The sequence below is a fragment of the Halomonas sp. YLGW01 genome, from assembly GCF_014840935.1.
GTDB lineage: Bacteria > Pseudomonadota > Gammaproteobacteria > Pseudomonadales > Halomonadaceae > Onishia.
In genome coordinates, this window is the sequence record NZ_CP062005.1 from 459147 (window position 1) to 483021 (window position 23875).

Here is a 23875-nt window from a genome sequence, read left to right on the forward strand (position 1 = left end):
GAAGGCGCCTTGGGCGCCTTCCGGGCTTGAAAGTGAATCGGCGCGTGGCGTCGCGGGGCGCGCCCTTACTGGCAGGCCTCACAGCCCAGGTCATCGATCTCGCCGGCGGAGGGGGCGCGGGAGCCGCTGCCGCTCTTGCCGGTCAGGAAGTCCTCGATGCCGCGAGCTTCCGGCTGAGCAGCCGGGGCCGGAGCCGCCTCGGGCTGCGGTGCCGGGGCGCTGCCGTTACCGACGGCGTTGAGGTTGCCGCGATCGACGGTGGACTTCTCGACCGAGGTGGCGCCCAGCGCACGGAGGTAGTAGGTGGTCTTGAGACCGCGGAACCAGGCCATGCGATAGGTCACGTCGAGCTTCTTGCCGGATACGCCCTGGATGTACAGGTTCAGCGACTGGGCCTGGTCGATCCACTTCTGGCGACGCGAGGCGGCTTCCACCAGCCACTTGGGCTCGACCTCGAAGGCGGTGGCGTACTTGGCCTTGAGATCGGCCGGCACGCGGTCGATCGGCTGCACGCTGCCGTCATAGTACTTGAGGTCGTTGATCATCACCTCGTCCCACAGGCCGCGCTCCTTGAGGTCGTTGACCATGTAGGAGTTGACCACCGTGAACTCGCCGGACAGGTTCGATTTCACGAACAGGTTCTGATACGTCGGCTCGATCGACTGCGACACGCCGCAGATGTTGGAGATGGTCGCGGTCGGGGCGATCGCCATCACGTTGGAGTTGCGCATGCCCTGATCGGCCAGCTTCTCGCGGATACGCTCCCAGTCCTGGGTCTGTGAGGTGTCGACCTCGATGTACTTCTCGCCGCGCTCGGCCTTGAGCTTCTCGATGGAATCGATCGGCAGGATGCCCTGGCTCCACAGCGAGCCTTCATAGCTCTGGTACTGACCGCGCTCGGCGGCGAGGTCACTGGAGGCCTCGATGGCGTGGTAGCTGACCAGCTCCATGGAACGGTCGGCGAAATCGACGGCTTCCTCGGAGGCGTAGGCGATGCCGTGGGCGTACAGGGCATCCTGGAAGCCCATGATGCCGAGGCCCACCGGGCGGTGCTTGAAGTTCGAGTTCTTGGCCTGCGGCACCGCGTAGTAGTTGATGTCGATGACGTTATCGAGCATCCGCACCGCGGTGCGCACGGTCTTCTTCAGCTTCTCGTTGTCGAGCTCGCCGTCGGTCATGTGCTGCGCGAGGTTGACCGAGCCCAGGTTGCACACCGCGATCTCGTCGACGCTGGTGTTCAGGGTGATCTCGGTGCACAGGTTGGAACTGTGCACCACGCCGGCATGCTGCTGCGGGCTGCGCAGGTTGCACGGATCCTTGAAGGTGATCCACGGGTGGCCTGTCTCGAACAGCATCGAGAGCATCTTGCGCCACAGGTCCTTGGCCTTGACCCGCTTGAAGAGCTTGAGCTGACCGTTGCGGGTCATCTCCTCGTATTCCTGGTAGCGCTTCTCGAAAGCCGCGCCGAACAGGTCGTGCAGGTCCGGGCAGGTGGCCGGCGAGAACAGCGTCCACTCCTGGTCGTCGAAGACCCGCTTCATGAACAGGTCCGGCACCCAGTTGGCGGTGTTCATGTCATGGGTACGGCGACGGTCGTCACCGGTGTTCTTGCGCAGCTCGAGGAATTCCTCGACGTCCAGGTGCCAGGATTCGAGGTAGGCACAGACGGCGCCCTTGCGCTTGCCGCCCTGGTTGACGGCCACGGCGGTGTCGTTGACCACCTTGAGGAAGGGCACGACGCCCTGGGACTTGCCGTTGGTGCCCTTGATGTAGGAGCCCAGCGCGCGCACCGGTGTCCAGTCGTTGCCGAGACCGCCGGCCCACTTGGAGAGCATGGCGTTGTCGCGGATGGCGCTGTAGATGCCGTCCAGGTTGTCGGGCACGGTGGTCAGGTAGCAGCTGGAGAGCTGGCTGCGCTGGGTGCCGGAGTTGAACAGGGTCGGCGTGGAGGCCATGTAGTCGAAGCTGGAGAGCAGCTCGTAGAACTCGATGGCCCGCGCCTCGCGGTCGTCCTCGTTGAGCGAAAGGCCCATGGCGACGCGCATGAACATCACCTGGGGCAGCTCGTAGCGCACCTCGTCACGGTGGATGAAGTAGCGGTCGTAGAGGGTCTGCAGGCCCAGATAGGTGAAGGCGTTGTCGCGGGTGTGATCCAGCGCCGCGGCCAGGCGCTCCAGGTCGAACTCGGCCAGCGCCTCGTCGAGCTGCTCGAATTCGATGCCCTTCTCGATGTAGGCCTTGAAGGCCGGCGCATAGAGCTCGGCCATGTCGCTGTAGGTGGCTTCCTCGGCCACGCCCAGGAAGGACAGCGCCTCGCGGCGGATGTTGTCCTGCAAAAGGCGAGCGGTGACGTAGGTGTAGCTCGGGTCCTTCTCGACCAGGGTGCGCGCGGTCATCGTCAGCGCCTGGGAGACACCGTCGGCGCTGACGCCGTCATAGAGGTTGCGCACCGAGTCATCGACGATCTTCTGCGGCTCGGTGTTGGGCAGATCCGAGCAGGCCTCATAGACCAGCGTCTCGATGCGGCCCAGGTCCAGCGGACGCAGGCTGCCATCGGGCAGGGTCACGTTGAGGCTCGGGTGGGGCTTCTGGATATCATCACCGGCGGCGGCGCGGGCGCGGGCATGCTCCTCGCGATAGAGCACGTAGGCACGGGCGACCTTCTGCTCGCCGGCGCGCATCAGCGCCAGTTCGACCTGGTCCTGGATATCTTCGATGTGCAGGGTGCCGCCATCGGGCATGCGACGCAGGAAGGCGTCGCAGATGGCGTCGGAGGCCTGGGTCACGAAATCGCGGATGCGCGAGGAGGCCTCGGCGTTGTCGCCTTCCACGGCGATGAACGCCTTGGACATGGCGACGGCGATCTTGCTGGCATCGAAGGAGGCGACATCGCCGTTGCGCTTGATCACCCGCAGTTGCTGGGGGGCGGTCACGTTGACGGACGAGTGGCCGGGGGAAAGCGTAGTATCCATGGCGCCGTGTCTTCCTAGCGGTGATTGATGGATGAGAGGAGCCCAAGGCGTTGCACGGGAGGTCGGGACAACGATCGAAACTGGGCGAAACCGAGGGCCACACTGCTTGGACAGCGTGGTTTGACACTGGTGCTCCGAGTTGCTAGGAGCACAGTATCTTGTGTCATTTGCGATATGCAGCACAAGATAGTGTGCCTGGGCGCATTCATCAAGTGGATAACCTGTGGGTATCTTGTGCCTGGCCTGGGGGTGAGACAGGGCCCGCGTGAAGCCCGCATGCCAGAGCGGTTGCGGGTGTTAGCATGAAGGCTTTCTCATAGTCGAATGCGCCGCATTTCTGACCATGACCAGCCTGGCTGGGGTATCATTCAGAGTGGTATATGCTATCGAATGATAGATGCGGTAACCGGATGTCAACGAGGAGCGAGCGAGAGCGTGTCAAGCAATGACCATGATCATGTGCTGATCATCGAGGACGACGAGCGGCTCGCGGACCTCACGCGAGACTATCTTGAGGCCAACGGCTTCGCTGTGACGGTGGAGGCCGATGGGGCTCGGGGGGTCGACAGGATCGTCGAGCTGCAGCCGGACCTGGTGATCCTCGATCTGATGCTGCCCGGCGAGGACGGCCTGTCGATCTGCCGCCGCGCCCGGCCGGACTACGATGGCCCGATCCTGATGCTGACGGCCCGCACCGATGACATGGATCAGGTGCTGGGGCTCGAGATGGGCGCCGACGATTACGTGCCCAAGCCGGTGCAGCCGCGGGTGCTGCTGGCCCGCATGCGGGCCCTGATGCGCCGGGCCGATGTCAGCGTGCCGGCCGGGGAGGGGCGCCTGAGCTTCACTGACCTGGAGATCGACAGCGCCACCCGTGAAGCCTGGCTCGACGGCGAGCGTATCGACCTGACCAGCGCCGAATTCGACCTGCTGTGGCTGCTGGCCAGCAATGCCGGCCGGGTGTTGACCCGTGAGGAGATCTTCTCGCAGCTGCGCGGGATCAAGTACGACGGCCAGGACCGTTCCATCGACGTGCGGGTCTCGCGCATCCGTCCCAAGGTCGGCGACGATCCCAACCAGCCGCACCGCATCAAGACCGTCCGCAGCAAGGGTTACCTGTTCGTCAAGGATAGTTGATGGTGTTCTCCCGCCTGTTGCCGCGGCCGCTGACCGACAGCGCCTTCCTGCGCGTCTACGTGTGGCTGGCGCTGGCGCTGGTGCTGACTTTCGCCCTGGCCCTGTCGACCTTTGCCCTGGTCGACAAGGTCCGCCACGATCACTACCGCGAGCAGCTGGCCGAGGCGCCGATGACGCTGTTGGCCGCCCAGCTCGGCGAGCTGCCGCCGTCGCGGCGGGACGCCTGGCTGGCGCGCATGAGCGAGCAGCTGGCGATGACGCTGAGTCTGCATGATCGCCGCAATTACCCGCTCAACTTCTTTCAGCGTGCCAGCCTCGAGACCGGCCGCACCCTGGTCGATGAGCGCGATGGCCAGGGCTGGCGGCTGTTTCGTCAGCTGCCCGGTGAGCCTTGGTTGTTGCGGGCCGAGCTCGACAGTCTCTCCGAGCATCAGCTGCTGGGCCTGGCCCGCCAGCTGGGGGAGTGGCTGGCCGAGGTCGAGGGGGCGGCGCGCCGTGAGCGGTTGGAGCGACTCCAGAGCCCGGTGATTCAGGCCCGCCTCACCGAGGCGCCTCCCGAGGACCTGCCGCCTGCCCAGCTGGACCGGCTGGGCGACACCGAGGTGGTGATTCGCCTGCTGCCCCAGCGCTGGGCCCTGTCGATGTACCTGCGCCTGCCCGCCGCCGACGGTCGCATCCAGTGGGTCGAGGTGGGACCGCTGGCGGCCTTCGAGCCGATGTCGATGGCGCTGTCGCTGTCGCTGCTGGTGGCCATGCTGGGCGTACTGGCGGCCATCATCTACCTGATCGTGCGGGGGGTGGAGTCGCGCATGGCACGCCTGGAGCAGGCCGCCACCCGTATTGCCTGTGGTCATCTGAACACCCGCGTCAAGGTCGAGAGTGGCGACTTCCTGGGACGGGTCGGCATGGCCTTCAACGGCATGGCATCGCAGGTGCAGTCGCTGCTGCGGGCGCAGCAGGAGATGATCCGAGCGGTCTCCCACGAGCTGCGCACCCCGGTGGCGCGGATTCGCTTCGCCGTACAGATGGTCGAGGACATGACCGACAGCGCACCGGTGAAGCGTCAGCTTTCCGGTATCGACGGCGACATCGAGGAGCTCGACGGCCTGATCGACGAGATCCTGACCTACGCCAAGCTCGGCAACGACCACGCCCAGGGCGTGCCGCAGGAGGCCGAGCGGGTCGACTGTCGGGAACTGGCCGATAACGTGGTCGAGGCCCTGGCGCCCCTGCATGCCAACCTGCGGTTTCGGGTGATGCCGGGCCCGCCGGTGGAGGTGGTGGCCGATCCTCGCTACCTGCAGCGGGCGCTGCAGAATCTGGTCGCCAACGCCTGCCGGCATGCCAATGGTGAGGTCCGGCTGACCCTTAGCGAGGACGGCCAGGTGGCCCGGCTGGACGTCGAGGATGACGGCCCCGGCGTGCCGGTCACCGAGCGTGAGGAGATCTTCAAGCCCTTCGCGCGGCTCGACGACAGCCGCACCCGGCGCTCCGGCGGCTATGGCCTGGGCCTGTCGATCGTTCACAAGGTGATGCTCTGGCACGGTGGCAGCGTGATGATCGATGACAGCCCCGATCTGGGCGGCGCGCGCTTCAGCCTGCTGCTGCCCCTCAAGCAGGCCGGCGTCACGCCGGCTTGATGCCCTCCAGCACCGCGAACGAGGTCTCCCGCGCGGTGCGCAGAAAGTCTTCCATCCAGGGCGCGTCGCGGCTGTCCTCGCGGATCGCCGCGAACAGCGTGCTCCACATGCCTTGTTCCCCCAGCGCCACGCCACGCACATAGTCCCGTTCCAGGTATTCGGTCAGCGCCCAGCTCGGCAGCGCGCAGACGCCTCGTCCGCTGGCGACCAGCTGCATCATCATGATGGTCAGCTCGGCGGTACGGATCTCCCGGGGGCGGATCCCGGCCGGATCGAGGAACTGGGTGAAGACATCCAGCCGCGCATGCTCCACCGGATAGGTGATAAGGGTCTCCTCGGCCAGCTCCTCGGGCCCGGCCCAGGCCTTGCCGGCCAGGTGGTGCTGCTTGGCCACCGCCAGCAGGCCCTCGTAGCGAAACAGCGGCTCGTAGTGCACCCCAGGCAGCGGCTGGGGATCGGCGGTGATCACCAGGTCGAGCTGCTCTCGGGCCAGCGCCGGCAGCGGATCGAAGTTGTGACCGCTGGGGATATCGACCTCGACCTCGGGCCAGTGATCGCGGAAGTGGTCGATGGTCGGCATCAGCCACTGGAAGCAGCTGTGACACTCGATGGCCATGTGCAGCCGGCCGCGCTCGTCGCCGGCTAGCCTCGCCAGGTCCCGCTCGGCCCGGCGGACCTCGGGCAGGGTCTGCTCGGCCAGCGCCAGCAGGCGCTGACCGGCACGGGTGAACTCCACCGGCCGGGTCTTGCGCAGGAACAGAGGGTTGCCCAGGCGCTCCTCGAGATCCTTGAGCTGATGGGACAGTGCCGACTGGGTCAGGTGAACGCGCTCGGCGGCCTCCACCAGCGAGCCGGCATCACGCAGGGCAATCAGGGTACGGAGGTGACGGAGTTCCAGCATTTGGTTGAGTGCTTTTCATGTTGTTGATTAGATAATTTAGTTTGATTCACTCGAAGTGGCCAGCGAGACTGCCGCTATCGCTTATGGCGAATTCATTGCCAAGTGTATCTCCTAATTACGCAAAGGAATAACCATGACGCTGGCTCACATCCTCGGCTACCCGCGCATCGGCGCCGACCGCGAACTGAAGACAGCCACCGAGGCCTACTGGAAGGGCGACATCGACCAGGCGGCGCTGGAGGCCGAGGGTCGGACTCTGCGGGCTCGCCACTGGCAGGATCAGCGGGCCGCCGGTCTCGATTTTGTCACCGTCGGCGACTTCGCCTTCTACGATCAGGTGCTCAACGTCTCCACGCTGCTCGGGGCGGTGCCCAAGCGCTTCGTCGAGGGCGACGTCGGGGCACCGGTCGACCTGGATACCTATTTTCGCATGGCCCGTGGCCGCGCTCCGAGCGGTACCCCGGCCGCCGCCTGCGAGATGACCAAGTACTTCGACACCAACTACCACTATCTGGTCCCGGAACTGCACGAAGGCCAGGCCTTCCGGCTTTCAAGCGAGCGGCTCTTCGACGAGGTCGAGGAGGCGAAGGCCGCCGGACATCGCGTCAAGGTCACCCTGACCGGCCCGCTGACCTGGCTGTGGCTTGGCAAGGAGAAGGGCGGTGGCGAGGAGAAGGGCGGTGGCGAGGACTTCTCGCGCCTCTCGCTGCTCGAGGCCATCCTGCCAGTCTACGGCCAGGTGCTCACGCGCCTCGCCGAGCAGGGGGTGGAATGGGTCCAGCTCGACGAGCCGGCGCTGGTCCAGGACCTGCCCCAGGTCTGGAAGGAGGCCTATGAGGCCGCCTACAACCGGCTGGCCAGCGCGCCGGTCAAACTCCTGCTGGCCACCTACTTCGGTGCCCTGGGCGACAACCTGCAGCTGGCCGTCGGGTTGCCGGTGGACGGCCTGCATATCGACGCGGTGCGCGTCCCCGAGCAGCTTGCCACGGTGATCGACCATCTGCCGAGCTACAAGGTGCTGTCGGTCGGGGCCATCGACGGGCGCAACATCTGGCGCGCCGATCTTGCCCTGCTGCGCGAACGGCTCGGTGAGGCGCGGCTGCGCCTCGGCGAGCGGCTGTGGCTGGCCCCGAGCTGCTCCCTGCTGCACGTGCCGGTGGATCTCTCGCGGGAGACCGGCGAGGGCGCGACCCTGGACCCCGAGCTTTGCGGCTGGCTGGCCTTTGCCCGCCAGAAGCTCGACGAGGTAGTGAGTCTCTCGCGCCTTATCGACCGGCGGGCGACGCCCGAGGATCAGGCACGCCTGGTCGAGGCAAGCGATGCCCTGGACGCCCGGCGCGCCTCGAGCCGCATCCATCGTACTAAGGTCACCGAGCGCCTCGCCGCCACCACCGCGGCCGATGCCGAGCGGGTGAGCCCCTACCCCGAGCGGGCGCGTCAGCAGGCCCGTCGCCTCAAGCTGCCGCTCTTTCCCACTACCACCATCGGTTCCTTCCCGCAGACCGGCGACATTCGCGCCTCTCGGCGCGCCTTCAAGTCAGGCGAGCTCACCCGCGAGGCCTATGAAGCGCGCATGCGCGAGGAAATCGCTCACGCCGTCGCCCGTCAGGAGGCGCTGGGCCTGGATGTGCCGGTGCACGGCGAGGCCGAGCGCAACGATATGGTCGAGTACTTCGGCGAACAGCTCGACGGCGTGGCCTTCTCGCGCTTCGGCTGGGTACAGAGCTACGGCTCGCGCTGCGTCAAGCCGCCGGTGATCTTCGGCGATATCACCCGCCCGGCCCCGATGACGGTGCGCTGGAGCGAGTATGCCCAGTCGCTCACCGACAAGCCGATGAAGGGTATGCTCACCGGGCCGGTGACCATCCTGCAGTGGTCCTTCGTGCGCGACGATCAGCCCAGGGCCACCACCTGCCGGCAGATCGCGCTGGCACTGCGCGACGAGGTCACGGACCTGGAGGCCGCCGGCATCGGCGTGATCCAGATCGACGAGCCGGCGCTGCGCGAGGGCCTGCCGCTGCGTCAGGGCGAGTGGCGGGGCTATCTCGACTGGGCGGTTGCGGCCTTCAAGCTCACGGCGGCCGGGGTGTGCGACGAGACCCAGATCCACACCCACATGTGCTACTCGGAGTTCAATGACATCATTGGTGCCATCGCCGCCCTGGATGCGGACGTGATCACCATCGAGACATCGCGCTCGGACATGGAACTGCTGGATGCCTTCCAGGACTTCGCCTATCCCAACGCGATCGGCCCGGGGGTCTACGATATCCACACCCCGAACCTTCCCGATGTCGAGGAGATGGTCGCGCTGATGGAGAAGGCCGCCGAGAAGATTCCTGCCGAGCGGCTGTGGGTGAACCCGGACTGCGGGCTCAAGACCCGGGGCTGGGCCGAGGTGGAGCCGGCGCTCATCCATATGGTCGAGGCGGCCAGGACGCTGCGTCGTCGCCATGGCTGAGCCGGCACGCAGGCCACCTTCCGTTATGGGTGGTCTGCCAGGCAGGCCATGCCACGAAGGGGCCGGCGCCAAGGGCGCCGGCCCCTGTTATGCTGAGGGATCGGGATTTCTTCAACCGACAAGGAGGTTGCATGCCCCTGTTCTCTCGCGCTTCGTCTTTCGGCCCTGCCGTCGTTCCCCGCCGGTGGCCGGGCGACATGTCGTCATCCTCTGGCCTGGCCGCCCTCGGGTTGAGCCTGCTGCTGGCCGGCTGCGCCGGCACCCCCACGTCCGCCCCGTCGAGCCCGGCCATCAGTGATGTCAGCCCCCATGCCGACGCCGACCGGGGCGAGGCGGCCAAGGCGCCGCTGATGCCATCGACCTTCTTCGCCGGCGATGCCGAGCGCTTCGAGGCCTGGCGCTGCACGCCGGCCCAGGATCTGGTCACGGCCTTCCCGGCAGGCGAGCTGCGGCTGTGGTCGGCCCATGAGGCCTACCGGCTTAAGGCGACGGCGGCCGCCTCCGGCAGTCACTACGTCGAGGATGACCTGAGCTTTCGGGAGCAGGGGGGCGAGGCGCTGGTGGAGAGCGATCGAGGGCGGCTCGAGTGCCAGCGGGATCAGACTCGGACGGCCCTGACCCGGGCGCAGCGGCCCGGGGTGATGTTCCATGGTCGCGGCAATGAGCCCGGCTGGACGGTGCGCCTGGCTCACGATGCGCCGCGCCTGTCGCTGCTGCTGGATTACGGCGAGCGGGAGATCGAGGCGCCGTACCGGATCACCTCGCTGGACAACGAGCGGGGCCGGGTGACGCTCGCCAGTGGCCGCGCCGACACGCCCTTCGACCTGACCCTCGAGGCGCGGGCCTGCTTCGACAGCATGAGCGGCGAGCCCTTCCCGGTGCGGGTGACGCTTGACGTCGATGGCAGGACCTATCGCGGCTGTGGTCAGGGCATCGCGCCCTGACCCGGGTCGAGGTGTCTGACGGCGGGAAGCTGTCGGGCGACCCCCAGCCTTCGGGTCGCCTGCCTTCCTTTCTATTTTGTCGCATGAAGGGCGCGGATTTTTGCGCTTTTCATGTGATCGTGTGCATCTAGAATGGCGGTCATTCGTTCACATCGACTCTGATAGCAGCCCCCTTACAAGGAGATGTCCATGACCGCTTCAACCAAGGTACTCGTCGTCACCTCATCCATCCTCGGCGAACACAGCCAGTCTCGTGCCCTGGCCGACCATCTCCGGGAGGGCCTCGCCGGCCGAGGAGATGTCACCGTCACCGAGCGCGACCTGATCGCCGACGAGCTGCCGCACCTGGGCAGCGACGAGCTGTCCAGCTGGGGCGTCGAGCCCGCCGAGCGCAGCGCCGAGCAGGCAAGGCTCGCCGGGCGCTCCGATGCCCTGATCGAGGAGCTGCTCGAGCACGACGTACTGGTGCTGGCGGTACCGCTCTATAACCTGGGGGTGCCCTCCCAGCTCAAGGCCTGGTTCGACCGCATTCTGCGTGCCGGCAAGACCTTCCGCTACACCGAGAAGGGGCCGCAGGGGCTGGTCGAGGGCAAGCGCGCCTTGATCCTGGCGACTCGCGGCGGCCAATACGTCGGCACCGAGATGGATTCCCAGACGCCGCATCTCATGTCGATGCTCGGCCTGATCGGCATCAGCGACGTGGACACGGTGTTCGCCGAAGGCCTGGCGATGGGCGAAAAGCACGCCGCCGCTACCCTGAAGGAAGCGCGTCAGGCCATCGATGGCTATCTCGAGCGGCTGTAATGCGTGGATGACGCCTTAGCCGCTTGATGAAGGTAGCGAAGAAACAACACGGCCCCGGTGATGACCGGGGCCGTGTTGTTTGCGTCAAGGCCATCGTGCGAGTCGGAGGCTTCAGCAGCGATGTCAGCAACCTCTCAACAGCTTCGCGCCTCGACTGTCAGGCGCTTGGCCACATGGTCACCGAGGCACAGCGGCGCCTGGTTCAGAGCGCGGCGGGCCAGCTGGCCAAGCGCCTCCTGGGTGCCGCGAGAGCCGGCGTCGAGCTGCTGGCTCGCCACCGGTTGCCAGTCGTTGCCCTCGCGCCTGGCGAGGGTGAAGCTGAAAGGGTGATAGCCGGGAAAGCCCAGGCGCAGATCGGTGGCGACCAGGGTGGTCTCACCGCCAAGCTCACGGCTTGCATAGCGAAGATAGGGCCCCGCGAACCAGGTCAGTCGCGCGCCGGCGGCGGTCGTCTGGGCGGCATCTTCAAGCGTTGCGCCGCGCCGGAAGGTCTCGAGCCTGGGCGGTGCATCGTCGAGCAGGCCGATCAGCGTCTCGTGGTAGGCCTCGCCGTCGACGATGGTGGCGCGCCACAGCAGGGTATTGAAGGGTGTGGGCTGGATCAGCCGCGGCGCGGCGTCGAGGCCGCGTTCGGCCAGCACCGGAGCCAGCCGGTGGTCCATCAGCGTCTTGGCGCCGAGGCCGAAGGCCAGGTAGGCGCAGGACAGGGCCAGGCCGAGGCGACTCGCCGTGACGACCCGGCCGCCGATCAGGCCGAACAGCGTCGCGACCAGCAGCGGCAGGGTATAGAGCGGGTCGATGATGAAGATCGAGGCCCAGCTGACCGGCGGCGTGGCAAGTGGCCACCAGAGCTGGGTGCCATAGGTGGTGAAGGCATCCAGCAGCGGGTGCGTCAGCAGGCAGAGAGTGAAGAATAACCACCAGTGGCCGGGCGAGATCGCCGCGCTGTGGCCACCTCGCCAGCGGGCGAGGCGTGCGGCCAGCGTCGCCAGCAGGGCGGCGAGCCCCGCTAGCACGAACAGCGAATGACTGAAGCCCCGGTGATAGGTGTAGTCGGCGACGGCATCGCCGTAGTCGATCAGCACGTCGAGATCGGGCAGCGTGCCGAGCACGGCACCGCCGATGACGGCCTTGCGACCGAGGCGACGACCGAGCACGGCGCCGCCGACCGCGCCGCCGAGCAGCAGTTGGGTGATGGAATCCATGCCGGAGCCCTCTTGAAGGAAGTTAAAGAGTCAACGCCTTGGAGGGCTCGACTGATAGGGGAGCGCTCAGCGCGCCCAGGGCGGCGCCGCGGCCAGCACGCGAGCCTGCACCGGGCAGTCGTCCCGATGCGCACCGGGCAGGTAGCCGGTGCTCATCAGGAACTCATTAACGATCTCCGGGCCGGTGAAGCGGAAGGTGCGCTTGAAGAGCCGTACCCAGTCGCCGTGGGGCCTGGGGTGGTGCGCCTCGAGCCAGGCCTGAAAGCTGCCATGTTCGCGCCTGAGCCGCTGGACCACCCGGGCGTTGTGGATGGCGGCCTCGACCTTCAGGCGGTTGCGGATGATGCGGGCATCGCTGAGCAGCCGCGCCCGGTCCTCGTCATCGAAGGCCGCGACCCGGTCGATGTCGAAGCCGCGAAAGGCCTCGAAGAAGGCCTCCCGCTTCTTGAGCACGGTCAGCCAGGACAGCCCGGCCTGGTTGATCTCCAGTACCAGCCGCTCGAGCAGGGTGGCATCGTTTACGACCGGAAAGCCGTAGTCGTGGTCGTGATAGGGCCCATGGAAGGGATGCCCGGGGGCCAGGTCGCAGTAGTGGCTCATGCTGTCGCTCTGGGGTGGCGGTGGGGTCACAGGATGACTGACAATCGTGTCGACAGCTTATACCCGAGGGGGGTCGTCATGACATCATCTTCTCTCCGACTGCACCTCGCCGGCGTGCTGCTGGCCGGTATCGCCCTGCCTGCCTGGGCCGAGACGCCCGTGGTGGACATCCACAAGGATCCGGCCTGCGGCTGCTGCACCGCCTGGGCCGAGCACCTGGAAGCCGCGGGCTTCGAGGTCCGGCAGCACGAGACGCGGGACATGCGCGAGCTCAAGGCCGCGCATGGCGTGTCGCCCCGGCTGGCCTCCTGCCACACCGCGGTCGTGGACGGCTATGTGATCGAGGGCCATGTTCCGGCGGCCGACATCCGTCGTCTGCTGGACGAGCGGCCGGAGCTTCAGGGCCTGGCGGTGCCGGGCATGCCCCACGGCTCCCCCGGCATGGAAACGGGGCGCCAGGACGACTATGCCGTGCTGGGCTTTCATGATGACGGCCGCGTGCCGTCGATCTTCACCAACTACAGTCATGATTGAACATCAGGAGTCTTCCCATGCAATACCTTCACACCATGGTCCGCGTCAGCGACCTCGATGCCTCGCTGCACTTCTACTGCGACCTGCTCGGCCTCACCGAGATCAGCCGCAAGGACAGCGAGAAGGGCCGCTTCACCCTGGTGTTCCTCGCCGCGCCGGGCGACGAGGCCCGTGCCCGCGAGGATCGCGCGCCGATGATCGAGCTGACCCACAATTGGGACCCGGAGGAGTACAGCGGCGGTCGCAACTTCGGGCACCTGGCCTATCGGGTCGATGACATCTACGCCCTGTGCGAACGGTTGAAGGCGGGTGGCGTGACCATCAATCGTCCGCCCCGCGACGGCCACATGGCCTTCGTGAAGAGCCCGGACGGCATCTCCGTCGAGCTCCTGCAGGCCGGTGATGCCCTCGCGCCCCAGGAGCCCTGGGCGTCGATGGAGAACACCGGCAGCTGGTGAGGTCGTGACCGGGGAAGATCATCCTCAGTCCGGGCGCATCGCCATGCGGCCGCTGCCGAGGAAGATCAGCGCCAGGCCGCCGGCCAGGAACAGTCCCTGCAGCTCCAGCGCCCAGCCGCCGCTGCCGCCCAGCGCGAACAGCTCCCCGGTGTGCACCAGCACGATGGCGACCAGCATGTTGCCGGCCATCAGGAGGCCGGCCAGGCGAGTCTGCCAGCCGACGATGGCCATCACCGGGGCGACGATCTCGCCGATCAGCACGCCATAGGCCAGGAAGCGCGGCAGTCCGTAGCCATCCAGCAGGCCGCTGATCCAGCTCATGGTCTCCGGGTGCGTCAGCTTGGCGAAGCCGTGCAGCAGTATCAGGCCGCCGACGGCGAGTCGCAGGATCAGCTTGCCGAGGGCGTCGTTGTGCAGGGCGTGCAGCATGGAGTCTCTCCTTGTGGGTCGGTCGTTCCTTGTGGGCCCGAGGGCCCTGTCATGCGCCGGATTCATGTCGTGCGCGCCTTGCGAGGCGGCCACGGCCAGTATACAAGAGTCCCTATGACGCGACCGCGATAGTCGTCCAACTCAACGAACGACCAGGCAGACGGAAAAAAGGAGTCAAGATGGGCAAGGGATGGTTCATGGGAGTCGTGCTGGCGGGCCTGCTGGCGGGATGCAGCGCGACCCCGCCGCTGGACTACAGCGGCGGGGATCGAGCGACGGCGCACGGCTCGCCGGTGATCGGGCCCCGTTGGACGCTGATCCTGATCGGCACCAGCAAGCGCTGGCGCCACGATCGCACACCCTATTTCGAGGTGGTGCCCCAGGGCGGCGAGTTGCGCCTGGTCGGCTTCGACGGCTGCAATCGCCTCAATGGTCTGGTGCGCCTGGAGAGCGGCGAGCGTTTCGCCGTCGATGACCTGGCCTCGACCCGCATGGCCTGCCCGCACCATGAGGATGCCGAGAAGGTCGGGGCCATCCTCGAGGGCTCCTATCGCTACCTGATCGACCATGACCGGCTGGTGCTGTTCGGCCGCGACAGCCGGGTGCTGGGCGGATTCCGCCGCGGCGGGCCCTGACGCGCGCCCTCCGACACCAAACGAACGACAACGCCGCCCCGAGGGGCGGCGTTGTCGTTGATGAGGGCATCATCGAAGGCCCAGGTATCGAAAGGCCAAAGCATCGGAAGGCCGAAGCATCGGAAGGCCGAAGCATCGCAAGGCTCAGGTCTCGACCAGTGCCGGGGCCGCTAGCTCAGCCGCGGCGCCGAGGGCTTTTCGGCCGGCACCGGGGCCGTTTGTTCGCCACGGCCCCGGGTGGCATCAAGCGCTCAAAGCGCGGCGATCTTGTCGCGCTGCTCGGCGAGCAGGGTGCGGGCGGCCTTGAAGTCGGCCAGCTTGTCGCGCTCCTTCTGCACCACGGCCTCCGGGGCCTTGGCGGTGAAGCTCTCGTTGGACAGCTTCTTCTCGGTCCCCATGATCAGCTTGTCCTGCTTCTCGATCTCCTTGGCAAGGCGCGTAAGTTCCACGTCCTTGTCGATCAGGTCGGCCATCGGCACCAGCACTTCCATCTCGCCGACCAGCTGGGTGGCGCAGAGCGGGGCGGCGGCCGGGTCGTCGAGCCAGGTCACGCTCTCAAGCTTGGCGAGCTTCGCAAGGAACAGGCGGTTGGCCTCCAGGCGCTCCCGATCGCCGGCGTCGCCCTTGGTCAGCAGCACCTCGAGGGCCTTGCCCGGCGCGATGTTCATCTCGGCGCGGATGTTGCGCACCGCGACGATCACGCCCTTCAGCCACTCGATGTCGCGGGTCGCCTGCTCGTCGATCTTCGCCTGCTCGGCCTCAGGCCAGGGCTGCGTCATGATCGAGGGCGAGGCCGCGGTGTCGATGCCAGCCAGCGGGGCCACTCTTTGCCAGATCTCCTCGGAGATGTAGGGCATCATCGGGTGCGCCAGGCGCAGGATGGCCTCGAGCACCCGCACCAGGGTGCGGCGGGTACCGCGCAGGGCGGCCTCACTGGCGGCCTCGTCCCACAGCACCGGCTTGGAGAGTTCCAGGTACCAGTCGCAGTACTCGTTCCACACGAAGTCGTAGAGCGCCTGGGAGGCGTGGTCGAAGCGGAATTCCTCCAGCGCCTTGGTGACCTGAGCCTCGGTCTGCTGCAGGCGCGAGATGATGAAGCGGTCGGCCAGCGACAGCTCGATCTCGGCCTGAGGGGCGAGCCCCGTGTCCTGATCCTCGGCGTTCATCAGCACGTAGCGCGAGGCGTTCCACAGCTTGTTGCAGAAGTTGCGGTAGCCGTCCAGGCGGCCCATGTCGAACTTGATGTCGCGCCCTGTGGTGGCCTGGGACAGGAAGGTGAAGCGCAGCGCATCGGTGCCGTGGGGCTCGATGCCCTCGCTGAATTCGGCGCGGGTGGCCTTGGCGATCGCCTTGGCCTTCTGCGGCTGCATCATGTTGCCGGTGCGCTTCTCGACCAGGTCGTCGAGGCTGATGCCGTCGATCAGGTCGATGGGATCCAGCACGTTGCCCTTGGACTTGGACATCTTCTGGCCTTGGGCGTCGCGTACCAGGCCGTGGACGTAGACCTTCTTGAAGGGCACCTCATCGGTGAACTTGAGCGTCATCATGATCATCCGGGCGACCCAGAAGAAGATGATGTCGAAGCCGGTGACCAAGACACTCGACGGGTGGAAGGTGGCCAGTTCCGGGGTCTGCTCGGGCCAGCCGAGGGTGCCGAAGGTCCACAGCCCTGAGCTGAACCAGGTGTCCAGTACGTCCTCGTCCTGATGAAGGGCGACGTCGGCGGAAAGGCCATGCTTCTCGCGGACCTCGGCCTCGGTGCGACCGACGTAGACGCGGCCTTCGGCGTCGTACCAGGCCGGAATGCGGTGACCCCACCACAGCTGGCGGGAGATGCACCAGTCCTGCAGGTCGCGCATCCAGGCGAAGTACATGTTCTCGTAGTTCTTGGGCACGAACTCGATGTCGCCGTTCTCGACCGCGGCGATGGCCGGCTTGGCCAGCTCCTCGACGGCGACGAACCACTGATCGGTGAGCAGCGGCTCGATGACATCGCCCGAGCGATCACCGTAGGGCAGGGTGTTGGTGACGGCCTCGACCTTCTCGAGCAGGCCGGCCGCGTCCATGTCGGCGACCAGCGCCTCGCGGGCCGCGAAGCGGTCGAGCCCGGCATAGGCGGCCGGCAGGCTAGCGTCCTCGTCCGGCTGCGGACGGCCTTGCAGGTCGAAGATCTCGGCGCGATCGCGGATCTTGGCGTCCTGCGTCATCACGTTGATCAGCAGATGCCCCTGGCGCTTGCCGACCTCGTAGTCGTTGAAGTCGTGAGCCGGGGTGATCTTCACGCAGCCCGAGCCCTTGTCCATGTCGGCATGCTCGTCGGCCACAATCGGGATGCGACGGCCCACCAGCGGCAGTTCGATGAACTTGCCGATCAGCGAGGCAAAGCGCGGATCCTTGGGGTTGACCGCCACACCGGTGTCGCCGAGGAGGGTTTCGGGGCGGGTGGTAGCAACGATCAGGTGATCCTTACCCTCGTCGGTGGTTATGCCATCGGCGAGCGGGTAACGGAAGTGCCAGAACTGGCCCTGCTGCTCCTTGTTCTCGACCTCGAGATCGGAGATCGCCGTGTGCAGGGTCGGGTCCCAGTTGACCAGGCGCTTGCCGCGATAGATCAGGTTCTCTTCATAGAGCCGTACGAAGACTTCCTGCACCGCCTGATAGAAGCCGTCGTCCATGGTGAAGCGCTCGCGGCTCCAGTCGACGCTGGCGCCCATGCGGCGCAGCTGGCGAGTAATGTGGCCGCCGGATTCCTGCTTCCACTCCCAGATCTTGTCGGTGAAGTCCTCGCGGCCCAGGTCGTGACGGGTCTGGCCGGTCTCGGCGGCGAGCTTGCGTTCCACCAGCATTTGGGTGGCGATGCCGGCGTGGTCGGTGCCTACCTGCCACAGGGTGTTGTTGCCCTGCATCCGCTTCCAGCGCGTCAGGGTATCCATGATGGTGTCCTGGAAGGCGTGGCCCATGTGCAGGCTGCCGGTCACGTTGGGCGGCGGAATCATGATCGAGAAGGGCTGGCCCTCACCGCTGGGAGCGAAGCGGTTGTCGGCTTCCCAGCGCTCGTACCAGCGGGTTTCGATCTGTTCGGGTTGGTAGGTCTTGTCCATTGCAAACTCTGCCTGAAGAAGTGCTGCCTGAATGAGGAGCGACGCCGGACCGCGCTCGATCGGCGTGGAAAGCGCGAAAAATGGGCCCGATTATAGCCTGCCGGGGCCGTCGCGTCATGACCGTCGGCCGGTGGTCCGGTGCTCCGATGGCTGGGGAAGGTCGACCGGAGTGACGGCGGCCGAGGCGTCGTCAGTGGGCGCTATCGGTCGTGCTGGGCGGGCAGGTGATGGGGGGTGACCGGGTAGCCGCGCTGCTTGTAGGTGCGCCAGCACTCGCGCTTGGCGGTGAGCACGTCCTGATGCTGGTTGATGATCTCGGCGACCCGGGAGAAACGCGAGAACCACTCGGGGATCTCCGGGTGCAGGTTGAGCATCGCCATGTCGGGGTCCATCTCCCGGGCCGGGTCCGGTGGACCCTGCCAGCCGATGGTCACCGGTACCGTGGCCGCCATCTCGCTGCCGATCACCGCATGGGGCAAATAGCTCTCGGGCTTGAAGGTCCACAGCCGCTCGTCGATGAGTGTGGCCATGGCCTCGTCTTCGGCGTGCAGGTGCAGCCGGAAGCCCTTGCGATGGATGGTCTCGGCGAGCCGGCAGGCGAAGCCGAGCCGGGCGTCGAGGGTGGTGTCGGGGAGAATATAGAAATCGATCTGGGTCATGGGATCTCGGGCCGGCCTGTCGGCGACATGAGTGCGTCCGGTGGCAAGCCTTCGCGATGGCGCGGTGAATCCATCCCTGGACGCTACCTTTGCCATCCATGGCAAAGGACCCTCGCTTCGTCTTGCCACCGGCGCATCATTGCCTGGGCCTGGAAGGAAGTGATCAGGCCAGGCGGGTCATCCAGCCGCGCGTATCCTCGCGACGACCGTACTGCAGGTCGAGCAGCTGACTGCGCAGGCGCTTGGCGACCGGGTTACCGTTGTCGCCGGCCAGGCGGATGGGGCCGTCCTCGGTGACCAGCTCGCCCACCGGGGTGATCACCGCGGCGGTGCCGCAGGCGAAGACCTCGGTGATCTCGCCGGAGGCCGCGCCCTCGCGCCACTCGTCGATGCTGATGGCGCGCTCTTCCGGGGTCAGGCCCTCGTCGGCGGCCATCTCGAGGATGGAGCCGCGAGTCACGCCCTCGAGGATGGTGTCGGTGAGACGCGGAGTGACGATGCGGCCGTCCTTGTAGACGAAGAACAGGTTCATGCCGCCGAGCTCTTCGATCCACTTGTTTTCGATGGCGTCGAGGAAGGCGACCTGGCTGCAGTGGTTGTCCGCGGCCTCCTTCTGGGCGGCCAGCGAGGCGGCGTAGTTGCCGCCGCACTTGGCGAAGCCGGTGCCGCCGGGGGCGGCGCGCTTGTAGTGGGAGGACAGCCAGATCGACACCGGTGCCACGCCGCCCTTGAAGTAGGCGGCGGCGGGGGAGGCGATCACGTAGTAATCGACCTCCTTGGAGGGCCGCACGCCGAGGAAGCTCTCGCTGGCGATCATGAAGGGGCGCAGGTAGAGGCTCGACTCCTCACCCTCGTGGGCCGGCGTCGGCACCCAGTCGCTGTCCAGCGCGAGCAGGGCCTTCAGCGAGCCGATGAAGGTCTCGTCGTCGAGCTCCGGCAGCGCCAGGCGACGAGCGCTGCGACGGAAGCGCTCGGCGTTCTTCTCCGGGCGGAAGGTCCATACCGAGCCGTCGGCATGGCGGTAGGCCTTGATGCCTTCGAAGATTTCCTGGGCGTAGTGCAGCACGGCGGCGGCCGGATCGAGGGTCAGGGGGCCGTAGGGACGTACCTCCTGGCCATGCCAGCCGGCGTCTTCGGTCCAGCGCACGTGCGCCATGTGATCGGAGAAGTACTGACCGAACCCGGGGCTCTCGAGAATGGTGTCGCGGATCTGGGGAGCCGTGGGGTGGGCGGTCGGCCGAACGTCGAAGCCTGAAGGGGTCACAGGAGGGTCTCCATAGCAGCAGTAGGCACGCGGGGCCTGATCGTGTTCGAGGAACGGGGTTCCATCACATAAGACAGCGGGCCGGGAGGTCCCGGCCCGCGATGCCTAAACGCTAGCACGCCGCTTGGGCGATGCGAAGCCTCACTCGCCGCCGGCGACGGCCTCGGCCAGTTCGGTCTCGCGGTCGAGCAGGTACTGGGTCAGCAGACCCACCGGGCGGCCGCTGGCGCCTTTCTGCTTGCCGGACTCCCAGGCGGTGCCGGCGATGTCCAGGTGCGCCCAGGGGAACTTGTCCGCGAAGCGCGACAGGAAGCAGGCGGCGGTGATGGTGCCCGCCGGACGCCCGCCGATGTTGGCCAGGTCGGCGAAGTTGGAGTCGAGCTGCTCCTGGTACTCGTCCCACAGCGGCAGGTGCCAGGCGCGGTCCCAGGCGGTCTCGCCGGCGTCCAGCACGTCCAGCGCCAGGTCATCGTCGTTGGACAACAGGCCGGTGGCATGGTGGCCAAGCCCGATGATGACGGCCCCGGTGAGGGTGGCGATGTCGAGCACGCTGGCCGGCTCGAAGCGCTCGGCGTAGGTCAGCGCGTCGCACAGCACCAGGCGGCCCTCGGCGTCGGTGTTGAGCACCTCGACGGTCAGCCCCTTGAGGGTCTTGATGATGTCGCCAGGCTTGGTGGCGCGGCCATCGGGCATGTTCTCGGCGGCGGCGACGATCGCCACCAGGTTGATCTTGGGCTTGATGGCAAGCGTCGACTTGACGGTGCCGAACACGCTGGCCGCGCCGCACATGTCGAACTTCATCTCGTCCATGCCCGCACCGGGCTTCAGCGAGATGCCGCCGGTATCGAAGGTGATGCCCTTGCCGATCAGCACATGGGGTGCCTCGTCCGGGTCATCGGCGCCCTGGTATTTCATCACGATCAGCCGCGAGGGCTCCTCGCTGCCACGGCCCACGGAGAGCAGCGAGTGGGCGCCCAGCGCCTCCAGGGCCTCCTCGTCGAGGATCTCGGTGGCAAGCGCGCCATCGGAGCCTGCCGCCAGCTGCTCGGCCTGCTCGGCGAGATAGCGCGGCGTGCAGACGTTGGCCGGCAGGTTGCCGAGGGTACGGGTGTAGTTCATGCCCTCGCCGACGGCGGCGCCGATGCGGGCGCCTTCCTTGGCCTTGGCCGCGTCGTCGCTTTCGCTGACCAGCAGGGTCACCTGCTCCAGGCGCGGGGCCGGGGCGGGCTCGGACTTGAACTCGGTGAAGCGGTAGACGCTGCGGCTGGCGGCCTCGCTGATCATGCGCGCCTTCCACTGGGTGTCACGATCCGGCACCGGCACGTCGGTCAGGGCCACGCTGGCCTCGCTGGCCGGCAGGTCGGCCAGCGCCGCGAAGGTGGCGTCCAGCGCCTTGCGGAAGCTGCCTTCGTTGCACTTGTCGCGCTCACCGAGGCCCACCAAGAGCAGCCTATCGGCATTGAGGCCGGGAGCGAAGGGAATCATCTGCACGCGGCCGAGATCGGCGCTGAAGTCGCCGCGCTCGATCAGCTGGCCGATCAGGCGCTCGCTGGCATCGTTGAGCTTGGCGGCCGCCGGGAGCAGGTCGCCGTCCTTGAACACCGGAAGGGCGATGCAGGCCGTTTCGGCCTTGGCCGGGTTGGCCGTCTGAACAGGGAATTCCATGGCGTCTCCACAAGACAAGCGAAGGGGGATTCTGGATAATGCCGGCACGGCCGGGTGCGCCGTGGCCGACGTCCCAGTGTACGCAAAGCGCTGGCGCATTGCATGGGGCGCGGTATGGGATACCCGGGCCCGCCGGGCGGGAGGCCGGCGACAGCACAGGGCAAGCGTCGCCAGCCGAGGCGGCCTGCCGGAAGACACGGGAGACCGTCTTGATCATTTTTCGTTACCTGACCCGCGAGATCCTGCAGACCATGGCCGCGGTGGCCGGGGTGTTGCTGCTGGTGATCATGGGCAGTCGCTTCATTCGCTACTTCACCAATGCCGCCGACGGCGAGATTCCAGCAAGCATCCTCGGCACCCTGATGCTCTATCACCTGCCGGGTTTCCTCGAGCTGATCCTGCCGCTGGCCTTCTTCCTCGGCATCCTGCTGGCCTACGGGCAGCTCTACCTGAACAGCGAGATCACCGTGCTGGTGGCCTGTGGCATGAGCCCCAACCGGCTGTTGCAGGTCAGCCTGCTGCCGGCCGCCCTGGTGGCGGTGATGGTGGGCGTGTGCAGCCTGTGGCTGACGCCTGCGGGCGCCGATCACAACGAGACGCTGATCGAGGAGCAGAAGAGCCGGCTCGACTTCAGTGCCCTGGCCCCGGGGCGCTTCCAGGACTTTGGCAATGGCCGTACCGCCTATACCGAGGCCTTCAACGAGGATCAGACCCGCATGCAGGAGGTGTTCATCAGCGAGCGACAGCGCCGCAGCGACGGCACCCCCGGCAACGTGGTGACCCGGGCCGCCGAAGGCTACCAGGCCCGCGACGAGGAGACCGACAGCCGCTTCCTGGTGCTCAGCGACGGCCTGCGCTACAGCGTCGATCCCGGCAACCCGGTGGCCGAACGGCTGGCCTTCGAGACCTACGCGGTGCGCCTGGCATCGGACCGGGCGGCCCGCGCCGATGACGACCCGGAACTCGCCAGCACGCCCGAGCTGCTGGCCCTGGGCACGGCACCGGCCATGGCACAGCTGCAGTGGCGGTTGTCGATGCCGCTGATGGTGCTGGTACTGACCCTGATCGCCCAGCCGCTGTCGAAGGTCAATCCGCGCCAGGGCCGCTTCGGCAAGCTGCTGCCGGCGATCTTTCTGCATATCGCCTACCTGAGCCTGTTGCTGACCGCCCAGGACGCCATCGCCCAGGGCAGCCTGCCGATGGCTGTGGGCATGTGGCCGATCCATCTGGCCTTCCTGCTGATCGGCCTGTGGCTGCTGCGTCGCTCGCGTCTGGCGGGGGTGAACTGATGCTGCTCGATCGTCTCGACCGCTACATCGCCCGCAACGTGCTGGCGGCGATCCTGGTGGTGCAGGTGGTGCTGCTGGGCCTCGACCTGGTGATCACCTACATCAACGATCTGGGCGATGTCGAGGGCGGCTACGGTGCCTTCGACGTGCTGCTGTACCTGATCATGCGCCTGCCGTTCCGCTTCTATCAGTATGCCCCGGTGGGGGTGCTGATCGGCTCGCTGATCGGGCTCGGCAGCATGGCCACCAGCAACGAGCTGACCGTGATGCGCGCCGCCGGGCGTTCCCTGACCCGCATCCTGTGGGGGGTGATGAAGCCGGTGATCCTGATCGTGATGATCCTGCTGGTGATCGCCGAGTTCGTCAGTCCCCGCACCGAGCAGTTCGCCAACGCCTGGCGCCTTGAACAGATGCAGGGCGAGGGCGCCCTGGTCACCGAGCGGGGCGGCTGGCAGCGCGAGGGCGACAGCGTCTATCGCTTCGGCGCCATCCGCGCCGACGACACCGTGCTCGACCTGACCCGCTACCGCTTCGAGGACCGGGAGCTGATCGCGGCGCTGCATGCCAGCCAGGCGGTCTGGGAAACCGATCACTGGGTGCTGCGCAACGTGGACGTCACCCGCTTCTTCGCCGAGCGCACCGAGGTCGAACACCATGATCGCCTGGCCTGGGAGACCGACCTGACCCCGGATCAGCTCAACCGGCTGCTGCGCGACGTCGACAGCCAGGCGCCCAGTGAGTTGTGGGCCTATGCTCGCTATCTCGAGCGCCAGGGCCAGCAGGCCACCGAGCCGCTGTTGTATTTCTGGCAGAAGCTGATGCTGCCGCTGACGCTGGGCTCGCTGGTGCTGATCGCGGCTTCCTTCGTGTTCGGCCCGCTGCGCAGCGTGGCCGCGGGTACCCGCGTCTTCTACGGGGTGATCACCGGGCTCTCCTTCAAGTACCTGCAGGACCTGCTGGCGCCGGCCTCGACGGTCTTCGGCTTCTCGCCGGTCTGGGCGGTGCTGGGGCCGACGCTTCTGTGTACGTTGCTGGGCCTCTACCTGTTGAGGCGCAGTGGCTGACTGAGCCATCGAGCGGAGCGCGACGCTTTGCTCGTGGTCGAAGGCGTTAACACCCGTCCTTGTCCAGGGCCAACGCCAGGCCTGCCGGTCGCGTGATCCGTCATCCGCCAATC

General features: G+C 66.9%; 19 protein-coding genes. 10 read left to right on the forward strand and 9 right to left on the reverse strand.

The features are described 5' to 3' along the window. Nucleotides 1-65: 65 nt before the first annotated feature. The gene (locus IEJ03_RS02205; protein WP_192036099.1) at nt 66-2972 is read right to left on the reverse strand and encodes a ribonucleoside-diphosphate reductase subunit alpha; all 2907 of its coding nucleotides are present in this window, start codon (nt 2970-2972) and stop codon (nt 66-68) included. A 390-nt stretch (nt 2973-3362) separates the two neighbouring features. Here IEJ03_RS02205 and IEJ03_RS02210 point away from each other — a divergent pair, with 390 nt between their 5' ends. Continuing rightward, nucleotides 3363-4109: a winged helix-turn-helix domain-containing protein gene (locus tag IEJ03_RS02210; protein ID WP_192036100.1), complete on the forward strand. Its 747-nt coding sequence runs from the start codon at nt 3363-3365 to the stop codon at nt 4107-4109. Then, nucleotides 4109-5749 (forward strand): ATP-binding protein, encoded by a 1641-nt coding sequence (locus tag IEJ03_RS02215; RefSeq protein ID WP_192036101.1) that lies wholly within the window; start codon nt 4109-4111, stop codon nt 5747-5749. Before IEJ03_RS02210 ends, IEJ03_RS02215 begins: the two co-directional genes overlap by 1 nt. On the opposite strand, the gene IEJ03_RS02220 is transcribed toward IEJ03_RS02215, so the two are convergent. After that, nucleotides 5736-6650 (reverse strand): LysR family transcriptional regulator, encoded by a 915-nt coding sequence (locus IEJ03_RS02220; protein ID WP_192036102.1) that lies wholly within the window; start codon nt 6648-6650, stop codon nt 5736-5738. The two genes, IEJ03_RS02215 and IEJ03_RS02220, sit on opposite strands and share 14 nt — an antisense overlap. 133 nt (nt 6651-6783) lie before the next feature. On the opposite strand from IEJ03_RS02220, the gene metE reads away from it, so the two are divergent. From metE to IEJ03_RS02235, 3 genes are all read left to right on the forward strand, one after another. Next, on the forward strand, nt 6784-9111 hold the full coding sequence (gene metE / locus IEJ03_RS02225) for a 5-methyltetrahydropteroyltriglutamate--homocysteine S-methyltransferase (RefSeq protein WP_192036103.1): 2328 nt from the start codon (nt 6784-6786) through the stop codon (nt 9109-9111). Between the two features lie 197 nt (nt 9112-9308). Beyond that, nucleotides 9309-10055: a C-type lysozyme, inhibitor gene (locus tag IEJ03_RS02230; protein ID WP_192036104.1), complete on the forward strand. Its 747-nt coding sequence runs from the start codon at nt 9309-9311 to the stop codon at nt 10053-10055. Between the two features lie 183 nt (nt 10056-10238). Then, complete coding sequence (locus IEJ03_RS02235; RefSeq protein WP_192036105.1) at nt 10239-10859, forward strand: NAD(P)H-dependent oxidoreductase; 621 nt, start codon at nt 10239-10241, stop codon at nt 10857-10859. 134 nt (nt 10860-10993) lie between these two features. Here the strand turns inward: IEJ03_RS02235 and IEJ03_RS02240 are convergent, their stop codons facing one another. Together IEJ03_RS02240 and IEJ03_RS02245 are read right to left on the reverse strand one after the other, a co-directional pair. Continuing rightward, nucleotides 10994-12064, reverse strand: coding sequence for a metal-dependent hydrolase (locus IEJ03_RS02240; protein ID WP_192036106.1), 1071 nt, complete (start codon nt 12062-12064; stop codon nt 10994-10996). Between the two features lie 66 nt (nt 12065-12130). Then, nucleotides 12131-12664 carry a DNA-3-methyladenine glycosylase I gene (locus IEJ03_RS02245; protein WP_192036107.1) on the reverse strand — a complete coding sequence of 178 codons (534 nt, stop codon included), beginning with the start codon at nt 12662-12664 and terminating at the stop codon, nt 12131-12133. Nucleotides 12665-12742: 78 nt separating this feature from the next. Here IEJ03_RS02245 and IEJ03_RS02250 point away from each other — a divergent pair, with 78 nt between their 5' ends. Together IEJ03_RS02250 and gloA are read left to right on the forward strand one after the other, a co-directional pair. After that, nucleotides 12743-13198, forward strand: a complete 456-nt coding sequence (locus tag IEJ03_RS02250; protein WP_192036108.1) for a DUF411 domain-containing protein — start codon at nt 12743-12745, stop codon at nt 13196-13198. A 17-nt stretch (nt 13199-13215) separates the two neighbouring features. After that, nucleotides 13216-13656 carry a lactoylglutathione lyase gene (gene gloA, locus IEJ03_RS02255; protein ID WP_192036109.1) on the forward strand — a complete coding sequence of 147 codons (441 nt, stop codon included), beginning with the start codon at nt 13216-13218 and terminating at the stop codon, nt 13654-13656. Between the two features lie 24 nt (nt 13657-13680). Here the strand turns inward: gloA and IEJ03_RS02260 are convergent, their stop codons facing one another. Next, the gene (locus IEJ03_RS02260) at nt 13681-14085 is read right to left on the reverse strand and encodes a DoxX family protein (protein WP_192036110.1); all 405 of its coding nucleotides are present in this window, start codon (nt 14083-14085) and stop codon (nt 13681-13683) included. Between the two features lie 179 nt (nt 14086-14264). Between IEJ03_RS02260 and IEJ03_RS02265 the strand changes: the two genes are divergently transcribed. Continuing rightward, nucleotides 14265-14720 carry an META domain-containing protein gene (locus tag IEJ03_RS02265; RefSeq protein WP_192036111.1) on the forward strand — a complete coding sequence of 152 codons (456 nt, stop codon included), beginning with the start codon at nt 14265-14267 and terminating at the stop codon, nt 14718-14720. Between the two features lie 251 nt (nt 14721-14971). Here the strand turns inward: IEJ03_RS02265 and IEJ03_RS02270 are convergent, their stop codons facing one another. From IEJ03_RS02270 to IEJ03_RS02285, 4 genes are all read right to left on the reverse strand, one after another. Further along, a complete protein-coding gene (locus IEJ03_RS02270; protein ID WP_192036112.1) occupies nt 14972-17821 on the reverse strand; it encodes a valine--tRNA ligase in 2850 nt (949 codons plus the stop codon). Between the two features lie 200 nt (nt 17822-18021). Beyond that, nucleotides 18022-18480: a DNA polymerase III subunit chi gene (locus IEJ03_RS02275; protein ID WP_192036113.1), complete on the reverse strand. Its 459-nt coding sequence runs from the start codon at nt 18478-18480 to the stop codon at nt 18022-18024. A gap of 163 nt (nt 18481-18643) precedes the next feature. Beyond that, the gene (locus IEJ03_RS02280; RefSeq protein ID WP_192036114.1) at nt 18644-19744 is read right to left on the reverse strand and encodes a branched-chain amino acid aminotransferase; all 1101 of its coding nucleotides are present in this window, start codon (nt 19742-19744) and stop codon (nt 18644-18646) included. Between the two features lie 141 nt (nt 19745-19885). Next, on the reverse strand, nt 19886-21409 hold the full coding sequence (locus tag IEJ03_RS02285; RefSeq protein WP_192036115.1) for a leucyl aminopeptidase: 1524 nt from the start codon (nt 21407-21409) through the stop codon (nt 19886-19888). Nucleotides 21410-21618: 209 nt separating this feature from the next. On the opposite strand from IEJ03_RS02285, the gene lptF reads away from it, so the two are divergent. After that, the gene (lptF, locus tag IEJ03_RS02290; RefSeq protein WP_192036116.1) at nt 21619-22698 is read left to right on the forward strand and encodes an LPS export ABC transporter permease LptF; all 1080 of its coding nucleotides are present in this window, start codon (nt 21619-21621) and stop codon (nt 22696-22698) included. Then, nucleotides 22698-23762: an LPS export ABC transporter permease LptG gene (lptG, locus tag IEJ03_RS02295; RefSeq protein ID WP_192036117.1), complete on the forward strand. Its 1065-nt coding sequence runs from the start codon at nt 22698-22700 to the stop codon at nt 23760-23762. The genes lptF and lptG overlap by 1 nt, the downstream gene beginning before the upstream one ends. The last annotated feature ends 113 nt before the right edge of the window (nt 23763-23875 follow it).

Coding starts and splice junctions, on each gene's coding strand:
- IEJ03_RS02205 (WP_192036099.1), bottom strand. CDS start 2,972: ATGGATACTACGCTTTCCCCCGGCCACTCGTCCGTCAACGTGACCGCC.
- IEJ03_RS02230 (WP_192036104.1), top strand. CDS start 9,309: ATGTCGTCATCCTCTGGCCTGGCCGCCCTCGGGTTGAGCCTGCTGCTG.
- IEJ03_RS02260 (WP_192036110.1), bottom strand. CDS start 14,085: ATGCTGCACGCCCTGCACAACGACGCCCTCGGCAAGCTGATCCTGCGA.
- IEJ03_RS02215 (WP_192036101.1), top strand. CDS start 4,109: ATGGTGTTCTCCCGCCTGTTGCCGCGGCCGCTGACCGACAGCGCCTTC.
- IEJ03_RS02220 (WP_192036102.1), bottom strand. CDS start 6,650: ATGCTGGAACTCCGTCACCTCCGTACCCTGATTGCCCTGCGTGATGCC.
- IEJ03_RS02250 (WP_192036108.1), top strand. CDS start 12,743: ATGACATCATCTTCTCTCCGACTGCACCTCGCCGGCGTGCTGCTGGCC.
- IEJ03_RS02275 (WP_192036113.1), bottom strand. CDS start 18,480: ATGACCCAGATCGATTTCTATATTCTCCCCGACACCACCCTCGACGCC.
- gloA (WP_192036109.1), top strand. CDS start 13,216: ATGCAATACCTTCACACCATGGTCCGCGTCAGCGACCTCGATGCCTCG.
- IEJ03_RS02235 (WP_192036105.1), top strand. CDS start 10,239: ATGTCCATGACCGCTTCAACCAAGGTACTCGTCGTCACCTCATCCATC.
- IEJ03_RS02245 (WP_192036107.1), bottom strand. CDS start 12,664: ATGAGCCACTACTGCGACCTGGCCCCCGGGCATCCCTTCCATGGGCCC.
- IEJ03_RS02210 (WP_192036100.1), top strand. CDS start 3,363: ATGATAGATGCGGTAACCGGATGTCAACGAGGAGCGAGCGAGAGCGTG.
- IEJ03_RS02285 (WP_192036115.1), bottom strand. CDS start 21,409: ATGGAATTCCCTGTTCAGACGGCCAACCCGGCCAAGGCCGAAACGGCC.
- metE (WP_192036103.1), top strand. CDS start 6,784: ATGACGCTGGCTCACATCCTCGGCTACCCGCGCATCGGCGCCGACCGC.
- IEJ03_RS02265 (WP_192036111.1), top strand. CDS start 14,265: ATGGGCAAGGGATGGTTCATGGGAGTCGTGCTGGCGGGCCTGCTGGCG.
- lptG (WP_192036117.1), top strand. CDS start 22,698: ATGCTGCTCGATCGTCTCGACCGCTACATCGCCCGCAACGTGCTGGCG.
- IEJ03_RS02240 (WP_192036106.1), bottom strand. CDS start 12,064: ATGGATTCCATCACCCAACTGCTGCTCGGCGGCGCGGTCGGCGGCGCC.
- IEJ03_RS02270 (WP_192036112.1), bottom strand. CDS start 17,821: ATGGACAAGACCTACCAACCCGAACAGATCGAAACCCGCTGGTACGAG.